The organism is Streptomyces sp. NBC_00076, assembly GCF_045041235.1.
Classification (GTDB): Bacteria; Actinomycetota; Actinomycetes; order Streptomycetales; family Streptomycetaceae; genus Streptomyces.
Genome location: NZ_CP108242.1, coordinates 924,823 through 937,267, shown reverse-complemented (window position 1 = coordinate 937,267; position 12,445 = coordinate 924,823). Strand labels below are relative to the sequence as shown.

At 69.1% G+C, this 12,445-nt stretch carries 7 protein-coding genes; 6 read left to right on the top strand and 1 reads right to left on the bottom strand.

Annotated features, from left to right (window positions below; all coding sequences use genetic code 11):
* Positions 1-460: 460 nt before the first annotated feature.
* Complete coding sequence (locus tag OHA64_RS04435; protein ID WP_405608092.1) at positions 461-3,667, bottom strand: alpha-L-rhamnosidase; 3,207 nt, start codon at positions 3,665-3,667, stop codon at positions 461-463.
* 278 nt (positions 3,668-3,945) lie between these two features.
* On the opposite strand from OHA64_RS04435, the gene OHA64_RS04430 reads away from it, so the two are divergent.
* The 6 genes from OHA64_RS04430 (at position 3,946) to OHA64_RS04405 (ending at position 12,421) form a co-directional block, all read left to right on the top strand.
* Positions 3,946-6,531: a beta-L-arabinofuranosidase domain-containing protein gene (locus OHA64_RS04430; RefSeq protein WP_405608089.1), complete on the top strand. Its 2,586-nt coding sequence runs from the start codon at positions 3,946-3,948 to the stop codon at positions 6,529-6,531.
* Between the two features lie 96 nt (positions 6,532-6,627).
* Entirely contained in the window at positions 6,628-7,152 is a 525-nt protein-coding gene (locus OHA64_RS04425; protein WP_405608086.1) for a twin-arginine translocation signal domain-containing protein, read from the top strand.
* A complete protein-coding gene (locus tag OHA64_RS04420; RefSeq protein WP_405608083.1) occupies positions 7,077-8,729 on the top strand; it encodes a glycosylhydrolase-like jelly roll fold domain-containing protein in 1,653 nt (550 codons plus the stop codon). The genes OHA64_RS04425 and OHA64_RS04420 overlap by 76 nt, the downstream gene beginning before the upstream one ends.
* Positions 8,730-8,770: 41 nt before the next feature.
* Positions 8,771-9,019, top strand: a complete 249-nt coding sequence (locus OHA64_RS04415; RefSeq protein ID WP_405608080.1) for a hypothetical protein — start codon at positions 8,771-8,773, stop codon at positions 9,017-9,019.
* Between the two features lie 591 nt (positions 9,020-9,610).
* The gene (locus tag OHA64_RS04410) at positions 9,611-10,957 is read left to right on the top strand and encodes a tachylectin-related carbohydrate-binding protein (protein WP_405608077.1); all 1,347 of its coding nucleotides are present in this window, start codon (positions 9,611-9,613) and stop codon (positions 10,955-10,957) included.
* Positions 10,958-11,011: 54 nt separating this feature from the next.
* Positions 11,012-12,421 carry a tachylectin-related carbohydrate-binding protein gene (locus OHA64_RS04405; RefSeq protein WP_405608074.1) on the top strand — a complete coding sequence of 470 codons (1,410 nt, stop codon included), beginning with the start codon at positions 11,012-11,014 and terminating at the stop codon, positions 12,419-12,421.
* Positions 12,422-12,445 lie beyond the last annotated feature (24 nt).

Below are 12,445 nucleotides of genomic sequence, written 5' to 3'. Positions count from 1 at the left end.
TTCAGCCTCGCGCGCCCCGCCCTTCCCGCCGATCCGCCACCCCGGCGGAAGGGGGTTGTCGTCCGTCGCGCTCAACGGCCCCGATTCGTGCGGCTGTTCGGCCTGTGCCAGTCCGGGCGAGCCCGCCAGGGCCGCCAGCACCGCCACGGCGGTCACACATATTCGCCGGGCACGGATCAATGATCCTCTCCTCAAAACACCGTGCGCAGACGTTCCGTCGGTCCCGGGCGCCTCTCGCGCCACCTAGGAGGAGGGAGGGGGGTCTGTGGGTTGTCCGTGAGGAGACGCCGATAGCGGGCGAGTGATGCGATCAAGCCGTCGGGCATTGCATTCTGTCCGCTGGACAGGCGCGCGGCACTCACCCGTACCGCCGGGCCGTCGAGCACATGGGCATCTCGTGTGGACAGGCCGCTTCCCACGGCCGGCCCGCCGACGTGCCGCGGGCCGGCCTGCGGGCGCGTTACGTGGCGAAGCGGTGGTTGCCGGAACCGACCTGGTAGACCACGCAGCCGTCCTCCTCGCGCAGGAACGTCGCGTGGGTGTGGGTGACCGCGTCCGGCGCGTCCGCGGGAATCCACACTTCGGCGGTCGTGTTCGGCGGCACGGCGCAGGTGAGGACGAAGCCGCCGGACTTCCGCCGCCACTGTGTGGAGACCGGGCCGTGGACCGAGGCGAACGTGGCGCGGGCGGAGGTGACGTCGCCGCCCGGGCGGGGGCGGATGACGATCTCCCGGTAGCCGGGCCGGCCCGCCGCGATGCCGGCGATGTTCGTGTACATCCACTCGCCCACCGAGCCGTAGGCGTAGTGGTTGAAGGAGTTCATGTCCGGGGTCTGGAAGGCACCGTCGGGCTGGATGGAGTCCCAGCGTTCCCACATCGTGGTGGCGCCCTTGTCGATCTGATAGCCCCAGCTGGGGAAGGAACGTTGCTGGAGCAGCCGGTAGGCGACGTCGTTGTGGCCGGTGTCGGTGAGGACGGGCAGCAGCCGGGGCGTACCGAGGAATCCCGTCGACAGGTGCCAGTCCTTGGCCTCGATCAGCGCGACAAGACGGTCGGCCGCCGCCTTCCGCAGCGCATCCGGCAGCAGGTTCATCGACAGGGCGAGGACATAGGCCGTCTGCGTGTCACCCTTCACCCGGCCGGCGGCTGTGACGTAGGCGTTCTGGAACGCCTCGCGGACGCGCTCGAAGAGGCCGAGGTAGGGGGCGGGGTCCTCGTCGAGCGCCTGGGCGATCCGGGCCGCGAGATCGGCGCTGTGCGCGAAGTAGGCGGTGGCGACGACGTCCTTCGGGGTCTCGTCGGAGACGTTCAGCCAGTCGCCGTATCCGGTGGCCGGCCGCAGCAGGTCGGCGCTGTTCTCCTCCAGGTATTTCAGCCAGCTCTGGATGGACGGCCAGGAGTCCTCCAGGACCTGCCGGTCCCCGTACGCCTGGTACAGGGCCCAGGGGACCGTGACACCCGCGTCGCCCCATCCGGCGACACCGTCGCCGAGCGTCCCGACCGTCGGTGCCACGTCCGTGAAGGCGCCCTCCGTGGTCTGCGCGTCGCGCAGGTCCACGAGCCACTTGGTGAGGAAGCGGGCCGACTCCATCGTGTACGCGGCCGTGGGCGCGAAGACGTTGATGTCGCCCGTCCACCCCAGGCGCTCGTCGCGCGCGGGGGTGTCCGTCGGGATGGAGAGGAAGTTGCCGCGCTGCCCCCAAGTGATGTTTCTGTGCAGCGTGTTGAGCATCGGGACGTCGGTCTCGAACTCGAGGGTGAAGGGGGCGGACGTATGCATGACGCGACCGGTCACGGCCTTCGCCGAGGGGGTGCCGGGGAAGCCGGTCACTTCGACGTGGCGAAAGCCGTGGAAGGTGAAGCGTGGCTGGTACGTCTCCTCGCCGCCGCCCTTGAGGGTGTAGGTGTCGGTGGCCGCGGCGGTGCGCAGGTTCGCGGTGTAGAGGGTGCCGTCCGGGTTGAGGACCTCGGCGTGCCTCAGACGTACGGTCGTTCCCGCGGCGCCCGAGACACGCAGCCGTACCGAGCCGACCATGTTCTGACCCAGATCGAAGACGAAGACGCCCGGCCTGGGTTCGGTCACCTCCTTGACCGGGAGTTCCTCGGCCACCCGGACCGGCCCGTCCACCTGGGCGACGATTCTCTCGGGAGCCGCCTCGCCCGCGGCGCGGACGTCGAGCCAGGTCCGGTCGTCGAAGCCGGGTGAGGTCCAGCCGGGGGTCTCCTCGCGTGCGTCGTACGTCTCGCCGCCCAGCAGGTCGGCGGAGACGATCGGTCCGGAGGCGGCCCGCCAGTCGGTGCCCGAGGTGACGCGCTCACTCGTCCCGTCGGTGTACTCCACCTCCAACTGCGCCAGCAGCGCGGGGCGTTCACCGTACTGGTGCGGTCCGAACATGCCGACGTCGCCCGCGTACCAGCCGGGCGCCAGGTACGCGCCGATGGCGTTGGCTCCGGGCCGCACCAGCGTGGTGACGTCGTACGTCTGGTACTGGACACGTTCGCGGTAGTCGGTCCAGCCGGGAGTGAGCTGATCGCGGCCCACACGGTGGCCGTTGAGGTGGGCTTCGTACAGGCCGAGAGCGGTGGCGTACAGGCGGGCGCGGGACACCTTCTTGCGCGAGAGCCTGAACTCGTGTCGCAGCTGGTTGGCGGCGTACAACACCGGGACGACCCTCCCCCAGGGGCCGGCGCCCCACGCGGCTGCCACCTTGGCCGCCGGCCAGCCGGTGTCGTCGAAGTCGGCCTCGCGCCAGCCCGCGGCGGGTTCCTCGTCCGTCGACGTCCAGGAGGCGTCGGTGACGATCTTCTGTTCGCCGGATGCGGTGCGAAGGGTGAGAACGGCGACCAGGCCGGCCGGCCCCACGGTCGCGTTGGTGGCCGAGACCGCGAGGACGTTCTTCCCGGAACGCACCTGAGCGAGGACGTCGACGACGGCCGGCCTGCGCCAGCCGTCGTGGTCGGTCGCCAGGTCGGTGCGGGCCACCTCGGTGCCGTTCACGGAGACGGCGTAGACGTTGTCGGCGGTGATGGCCAGGGTCGCGGCCGTGATCCCGTCCGGGAGATCGACGGTGCGCCGGAACCAACGGGTCACCGCCGGTGCGCTGATGGCCGGTTCGCCCTCGGGGAACCAGATCCACGCACTGCCCTCCAGCGAGGGCGCGTCGGTGAGAGCCGGGGGAGCGGAGACCCAGTCGGCGGACCACTGCGCGGCGTCCATGAGGCCGGTCTCCCACCACGCCGCCGGGCTCCAGCCGGAGGCGTGGTTCGTGGCGTCCCATACGCGTACGGACCAGAAGTACCGTGTCCGCGGCTTCAGTTGGGGTCCCGCGTACGGAACGAGGACGGACTCGTCGGAGCTGACCTTTCCGCTGTCCCAGACATCAGGATGCGACAGCGCCGCCGCGCTGGAGGCGACGCGGACCTGGTAGGCGCTCTGTCGCGCACCCTGCTCGTCCGAGGCCATCGGCCAGCTCAGGCGCGGGTGCTGTACGTCGAGACCCAGGGGGTGCCGAACGTACTCGACGGTCGGAGCGGTGACGCGCAGGGCGCCGCCTCGCGTACCGGCCCGGGCTGGTGCGGCCGTCGCTGATCCGGTGTCGGCGGCCGTGGCGGCTGCCGTGCCGGCCGCGGCCGCCGCAGCCGTCAGGATGTTCCTCCTACTGATCACTACGACCCCTCACACAGAAATGATGAATCGATTCATGGCGGTGAAACGTAGAGGCGCACGGGATGACGGTCAATGAGCGTGCAGGACTTTCTTGACGGGTCCCCCAAGTGCTTCGATCAAGCCATGTGAAAAGCCTTGACGCCTGTCATGGCCGAGCTTAACGTCTGCGGCTGCACCGTAAAACGATTCAATCCCGTGCGGCGCAGCACTTCGCCCGTCGGCGCCGAAGTGGGGCTGGCCGTTTCGTGCTGCTCCGCCCCCGAAGGGAGTCCGGCACGTTGCCAGCACCCCGCGAAACCACCGGTCCGTCCCGCCGCCAGGTCCTCTTCACCGGCACGGCCGTCACGACCGCGGCGGCCGTCACCGGGGTCGGACCCGCCGCGGCTGCCCACGCCACCCCACTCGCCGACGCTCGTCCCGCCGCCGCCAGACCGGGAACCAGACCCTCCCTGGCCGCCTTCGACCTGTCCGAGGTCCGACTCCTGGACAGTCCCTTCCTCGCCAACATGCGCCGCACCTGCGCCTATCTGCTCTTCGTGGACGCCGACCGGCTTCTGCACACCTTCCGTCTGACCGTCGGCCTGCCGTCCTCGGCGCAACCCTGCGGCGGATGGGAGGCGCCCGACGTCCAGTTACGCGGCCACACCACCGGTCATCTCCTCAGCGCCCTGGCCCAGGCGCACGCCGGCACCGGTGACCGGGCGTACGACGACAAGGGCCGGGCCCTGGTCTCGGCGCTCGCCGAGTGTCAGCGGGCCGCCCCGGCGGCCGGCTTCACCCCCGGTTACCTCTCCGCGTTCCCCGAGTCGGTCTTCGACCAGTTGGAGGCGGGCGGCAAGCCCTGGGCTCCGTACTACACGCTGCACAAGATCATGGCCGGACTGCTGGACCAGTACCGGCTGAGCGGCAACCGCGAAGCCCTGGACGTTCTGCGGGGGATGGCCGCATGGGCCGATGCCCGCACCGCGCCCTTGTCGTACGAGCGCATGCAGAGCCTGCTCAGGGTGGAGTTCGGCGGCATGAACGACGTACTGACGCGGCTCCACCAGACGACGGGCGATCCGGCGCATCTGCGCACCGCCCGCCGCTTCGACCACGAGGAGCTGTACGCGCCGCTCGCCGCCGGCCGCGACGAGCTCGCCGGACGGCACGCCAACACCGAGATCGCCAAGGTCGTCGGGGCGGTCCCGTCCTTCGAGGCGACGGGGGACCGGCGCTACCTGGACATCGCGGACGCCTTCTGGACCACCGTCGTACGCCACCACTCGTACGCCATCGGCGGCAATTCCAACCAGGAACTCTTCGGGCCGCCCGACGAAATCGCCGGCAGGCTCTCCGAGGTCACCTGCGAGAACTGCAACAGCTACAACATGCTGAAGCTGGGGCGCCACCTCTTCCTGCACCGCCCCCACCGGGCGGAGTTCATGGACCACTACGAGTGGACGCTCTACAACCAGATGCTGGCGGAGCAGGATCCCGACTCCGCGCATGGCTTCGTCACCTACTACACCGGCCTGTGGGCGGGCTCGCGGCGGGAACCCAAGGGCGGTCTCGGCTCGGCCCCGGGCAGCTACAGCGGTGACTACGACAACTTCTCCTGCGACCACGGCACCGGGCTGGAGACCCACACCAAGTTCGCAGACTCGGTCTACTTCCGCTCCCGCGCCTCGGACCCACCGGCTCTCTATGTGAACCTGTTCATTCCCTCCGAAGTGCGTTGGTCACGGCTGGGAGTGACGGTCCGTCAGCAGACGCGGTACCCGACGGAGGGGCACACGAGGCTCACCGTCACCGCGGGCCGAGGTCGCTTCGCGCTGCGGATCAGGATCCCGGCCTGGGTGGCGGACACCGGACGCACCGCCGTACTGAAGGTCGACGGCCACCCCGTCACTACCCCGCTCCGTCCCGGCACGTACGCCACGGTCGAACGGACCTGGCGCACCGGCGCCACGGTCGAACTGTTCCTCCCACGCAGGCCCGTATGGACCCCGGCCCCCGACAACCCCCAGGTGACATCGCTGTCATACGGCCCCCTGGTACTGACGGGGCAGTACGGCGACACCGACCTCGCCACGCTGCCGACGATCCGCCCGGATTCGCTGCGGCCCGTCCCCGGCACCTCCACGCGGTTCACCGCACTCGCCGACGGCCGCGCCGTGGCACTGCGCCCCTTTCACGAGGTGCACCACCAGCGCTACAACGTCTACTGGGCGGTGACTCCGCGCCGCAGCCGCGAACGGGATGTCGCGCGCTACCCGTTGGACGAGCGAACCGGCACCACCGCCGCCGACTCCACCGGCACGTTCACCGCCGCGGCCCTGGCCGCGGGCGCCACGTGGGCGGACGACGGCACGGGCCCCGCCGTGTCACTGGACGGACGCGGCGGGCATGTCGCCCTGCCCGCAGGTCTGTTGAGCCGCCTGGACGAGCTGACGATCAGCGTACGGGTCTGGGTCGACACCCTCGCCGCTTCGGCACGCGTCTTCGACTTCGGCTACCACAAGGACACCTACCTGTTCCTGGCCGCCACCACCGGAGCGGGACGCGCCCGTGCCGCCCTGAAGATCGCGGGAATGGAACGCGAGGACTTCATCGACGCGAACGGACCGCTGGCCGTGGGCCGTTGGACACACGTCGCCCTCACTCTCGGCGGCGGCACCGGCGTGCTCTACTTCGACGGCGCCGAGACGGGCCGCAACCCCGCCATGGTCGCGAGCCCCCTGCTGCTCGGCGTGACCACCCGCAGCTTCCTCGGACGTTCCCAGAACAGCACCCACCCCTACCTGCACGGAGCCGTGCGCGACCTCCGGGTGCACAACAGGGCCCTGCCCGCGTCCGAAGTGGCTCGCCTGGCCCTCGGCTGAGCGCTTCGGACCACCCGCACTCGCCCCCCTTTCCGTCTCACCCTTCCCTTCACGTCACGGCCGCGCCCGCACGCCGTACTCCGCAGGAGCTCACGCATGTCCGACACCACTCAGCCCACCAACTCCGGCCCCGCCCCTCAAGTCCCCCTGTCCAGACGCGGGTTCGTCGCCGCGGCGAGCGCCGGCACCGCAGCGGCGGTGGGCCTGCCCGGCCTGGGCCTCGCCGTACCGCCCGCCTCCGCCACGTCCCGGGACTCCGCACCGGTCACCGACCCCGCCGCCTTCACCACACGGCGCTTCACCGACCCGCCCAAGGACAGCCGCCCCACCGTCTACTGGTACTGGAACGGCCCAGTCACCCCGGAACTCGTCGACCGGCAACTCGCCGACCTGCGGGACAAGGGCATGTACGAGGTGATCCTCTTCTCACCAACCCGCTCTACGACGAGGCGGCGCCCGCGAAGCGGATCCCCACCACCGGCGACCTGCACAAGGTCCACCAGTGGGCGCAGGTCCCCGGCGGTGACATCATCACCGCCGAGTACGTGGCCGGACAGCAGACCATGCTGCCGCGCAACCCGGTCTCGGTCGCCCACCAGATGGGCCGGGAGCGGGCCCTGATGGAGATGTTCGGCAACATGGGCTGGCAGGTCACGCCCGGTTTCGTGCACGCGACCGTCGGAGCGCAGGCGGCCCGCGGGGTCAACCTGACGGTCCTGCACGCGCTGTGGACCGACGAGGCCGTCGTCTACTTCCCGCCGCCCTTCGGTCCCAGGGCGCCGTGGTGGTGGTCCATGCGTCCGCTCGCCGAGTGGATCGGGCGGGTCATGGAGGCCGGCCGAGGCACGTCCGCCGCCCGCACGGCGATCCTCCAGCTCCAGCGGGCCGCCGAACAGTGGACGGGTACCGACCGGCAGGGCGAGGTCGACGGTGCCCTCTCCGGTGCCGCCTACGCGCTGGAACGCGCCCAGGTCGACTTCGACCTCCTCCACGAGGGCGCTCTGACGGGTGACCCGGAGCTGCTGGCTCACGCGCGGGTGCGGTCCGGACGCCTCGCTGTGGGAGCCGCCCGCTACGACCTCGTCGTCCTGCCTCTCACCCCGACCCTGGACACGGCGACCGTCCGCGTCCTGGACGCGTTCGTCCGGGCCGGCGGGACCGTCGTCGCGGTGGGCGCGTTGCCCGCCGACGAGGCCGACGGCAACGACCGCTCCCTGAGCCGCAAGCTGCACGACCTGTTCGGCGACACCGTCCCCGGCAGCCGCCCTCTCGGTCGGGGACGGGCGCTGCGCGTCGCCGACGTGGCCGCCCTGGGCGCCGCAGCCCACGACGCCGGGGCCGCGGCGGCCGTCCTCGAACCCGCCCTGGAGACGATCCGGGCACTGCGGGTCACCAGGGGCAAGGACACCGCGTTCCTGTTCAACAACGAGAGCGCCACCGCCGTTACGACCACGGCGGTCCTGCCCGCCCAAGGCTTCCCCGAGCTGTGGGACCCCGCGACCGGCAGGACCGCACCGGCGCCCGTCCACCGGGCGAGCAGGCGCGGACTGCACGTACCGCTCGCCTTCGCGCCGTACGAGACCCGGATCGTCGTCGTGCGTCAGGGCGCGTCGGTCCAGCCCCACCTGACGGATGCCACGCTCGACGTCCTCTCCGTCGAACGGCACGGCCGCACCCTGCGCGCCACCGTCGAGACCGGCTCTCCCGGCACCCACCGGCTCTCTGGCACCGACGCCGGGCGCACGTACCGAGGCACGGTCCGCGTCGACGACCCGCTCACCCCGGTCCCCGTCACCGGCGACTGGACCCTCACCCTGGACCGGGACGGGGACACCCCGGTCAGCGGCCCGCTCGGCAGCTGGACCGCGTACGCCCCGCTGTTCTCCGGCACCGGCACCTACACCAGGGAGATCGGCGTGGACCACGCCGTCCTCGACGGCCGGCGCGTACTGCTCGACCTCGGCGACGTACGGGACGTGGCCGGCGTGGCCGTCAACGGCGAGGCACTCGCCCCGCTGTTGTGGGCGCCGTTCGTCACGGAGATCACCGGCCTGCTCGTCCCCGGACGCAACCGCCTCGCCGGGCGCGTCTCCAACACCCTCTCCAACGAACGCAACAAGCCCCTGCCCTCCGGCCTGCTCGGCCCGGTCACCCTGCGCTTCAAGCGTCGCGTCACCGCCGTACTGGACCGCGTCTGAAGGGCCGCCCGCACCCAGGAACCCCTTCCCGAAGGACTCCCATGCCCAGATCAAGGCCCCGCGTCGGACGCAGGCGCCTCGCCCTGCTGTTGCCCGCCGCGGTGACCGCCTTCGTCACCGCGTCCGGCAGCGTCCACGCGTCCGCCGCGACCACCGGCACGCTCACCCCAGCCCACCTGCGGACCCAACACCTGGACGATGGGCTCGGCATCGACGACACCACCCCTGTGCTCAGCTGGCAGACCACCGCCCGTGCCCCGGGCGCCCTGCAGAGCGCCTACCGTGTCTAGGCGGCCTCTTCACTCGAGCGCCTGCGCTCGGGACGGCCCGACCTGTGGGACTCCGGCAAGGTCACATCCGCCGTACCGGAGACGACGTACGCGGAACCTGCTTCTGAACCTGAGGAGCGGAGCTGGTTGGTGCGCTCTGGGCATGGCCACGGAGTTCACCACCCTCATTCGGGCGCCGACGAACGCGGGATTGTCCTTTGTCCATCTGACAGCTTGCGCCCGCGGACGGTCAGCACCCCGATCTCCACGCGGCAACAAGCACCCTGAAAAGTTACAGGTACTCCACGCGCGGAAGGCACCCCAGACTGTGCCGTCGGATGCCGCAAGGCCGGTGCACGGCGAGTCGCACAGTCAGCAGCCGGATCCGTGGCGACGAGCGCGTCAGCACAGAACCAAGCCAACGAACTCAACGGGGACACCATGCACATCACCAACCAGGGCGTAGCGAACCGACCGGCACGCCCTCCCGGAAGACTCGACCGAAGGAGTGCCGTGTTCAGAACGAGGGCAAGACCCCAGGCGGACTCGATACCGTCCGCCGGTCCGCACTTATGGAGCCGGTGGCGGCCGGCCACCGCGCTGACAGCCTGGATGGTGGGCCTCGTCGTCGCCGCGGCGACGATCCTAGTTGCGACGCCCGCGTCGGCCGCGCCGTCGACCCCGGACTTCGGGTCGGCCATCGACGCGTATGCCGCCAACGACTCCCAGGACACCTGTGATCCGACCGTCAAGCCGGGCACTCGGGGTCTCCGGGACCTGCTCAACGAGGCGTACGGCTCTCACACTTCCTACTTCACCCGCGCCTGCGATGCCGGTGGCACGAGTGAGCACAAGGAAGGCCGTGCGCTGGACTACATGCTCAACTACAACAACCTAGGTGAGCGCGCTGTCGCCGACGACATCCTCACCTGGCTGCTGAAGACGGACAGGTACGGCAACAAGCACGCCAACGCCCGGCGGCTCGGGATCATGTACCTGATCTGGAACGACCGGATCTGGTCGTCGAGCCAAGCCGCAGACGGGTGGCGGGAGTACAACGGCAGCAATCCGCACATGGACCACATCCACTTCAGTCTCAGCTGGGCTGGTGCCCGCCAGCAGACAAGCTGGTGGCAGTGGGAGGAGCCCGGAAGGACCACCCACAGTGTGACGGGTGACTCGTTCTCCGACCTGGTGGCGTCGAAGTCCGACGGCACGATGTGGTTGTACTCCAACAACTTCCTGCGTGACGACGGCGCTCCGTATGGCAGTGGTAGTCAGATCGGCCACGGCTGGAACGCCTTCGACCGCATGATCCCGGCGGATGCGACTGGGGATGGGTTCACGGATCTGGTGGCGTTGAAGCCGGACGGGACGATGTGGCTGTATGCCAACAACTTCGTGCGTGACGACGGCGTGCCGTATGGGAGTGGTCGTCAGATCGGTCATGGCTGGAACGCCTTTGATCGGATCGTTGCGGCTGATGCGACTGGGGATGGGTTCACGGATCTGGTGGCGTTGAAGCCGGACGGGACGATGTGGCTGTATGCCAACAACTTCGTGCGTGACGACGGTATGCCGTATGGGAGTGGTCGTCAGATCGGTCATGGCTGGAACGCCTTTGATCGGATCGTTGCGGCTGATGCGACTGGGGATGGGTTCACGGATCTGGTGGCGTTGAAGCCGGACGGCACGATGTGGCTGTATGCCAACAACTTCGTGCGTGACGACGGTATGCCGTATGGGAGTGGTCGTCAGATCGGTCATGGCTGGAACGCCTTTGATCGGATCGTCGCGGCTGATGCGACTGGGGATGGGTTTACGGATCTGGTGGCGTTGAAGCCGGACGGGACGATGTGGCTGTATGCCAACAACTTCGTGCGTGACGACGGCGTGCCGTATGGCAGTAGTCGTCAGATCGGCCACGGCTGGAACACCTTCGACCGGATCATCGCCTGACGTCGCCCCCATGGTGCCGGCCGCCCACCCACAGCGGCCGGCACCCCACTCCTCATGACTGCTGGAGCAACCGTGCGACCTTTCCGCGTCCCGCCGCTGGCCGGACTCCTCACTACCTTCCTGCTCACGGCGTCGGCCATGCTGACCTTCTCCGCCCCGGCACAGGCCGCCGACACCGTCCCATGCGACCCCAACGGCATCACCGCCGCCGACGCCACCATGGCCAGCCAGCTCAACAGACAACTGACCGGCAGCATGCGCGGCGAGATGACCGCCTACCGCGTCTCCTGCGCCCGGGTCATCATCGCAACCGTCAAGAGCCGCGAAATGCCGGTCCGCGCTGCCCAGATCGCCGTGACCACCACAATCGTCGAGTCCACCATCCGCAACCTCAACTACGGCGACCGCGACAGCGTCGGGCTCTTCCAGCAGCGGCCTAGCCAGGGATGGGGAACGGTCGAGCAGATCCTCAACCCCGTCTACGCGACCAACCGGTTCCTCGGCAAAATGCTCCAATTCGACTGGCGCGACGATCCGATCGGGCAGATATGCCAGCAAGTCCAAGTCTCCGAGTTTCCGTCGCGGTACTACGACGCCACCCCGGACGGCGTCGCCATCGCAAACGCCGTATGGTCGATGGCTAGCTCCGAGCCCGACACCCCTGGCCACAGTGTGACGGGTGACTCGTTCTCCGACCTGGTGGCGTCGAAGTCCGACGGCACGATGTGGTTGTACTCCAACAACTTCCTGCGTGACGACGGTATGCCGTACGGCAGTGGTAGTCAGATCGGCCACGGCTGGAACGCCTTCGACCGCATCATCCCGGCGGATGCGACTGGGGATGGGTTCACGGATCTGGTGGCGTTGAAGCCGGACGGGACGATGTGGCTGTATGCCAACAACTTCGTGCGTGACGACGGTATGCCGTATGGGAGTGGTCGTCAGATCGGTCATGGCTGGAACGCCTTTGATCGGATCGTTGCGGCTGATGCGACTGGGGATGGGTTTACGGATCTGGTGGCGTTGAAGCCGGACGGGACGATGTGGCTGTATGCCAACAACTTCGTGCGTGACGACGGTATGCCGTATGGGAGTGGTCGTCAGATCGGTCATGGCTGGAACGCCTTTGATCGGATCGTTGCGGCTGATGCGACTGGGGATGGGTTTACGGATCTGGTGGCGTTGAAGCCGGACGGGACGATGTGGCTGTATGCCAACAACTTCGTGCGTGACGACGGCGTGCCGTATGGGAGTGGTCGTCAGATCGGTCATGGCTGGAACGCCTTTGATCGGATCGTTGCGGCTGATGCGACTGGGGATGGGTTTACGGATCTGGTGGCGTTGAAGCCGGACGGGACGATGTGGCTGTATGCCAACAACTTCGTGCGTGACGACGGCGTGCCGTATGGCAGTAGTCGTCAGATCGGCCACGGCTGGAACACCTTCGACCGGATCATCGCCTGAGTGGGCGTTATTGACTTCGGCTCG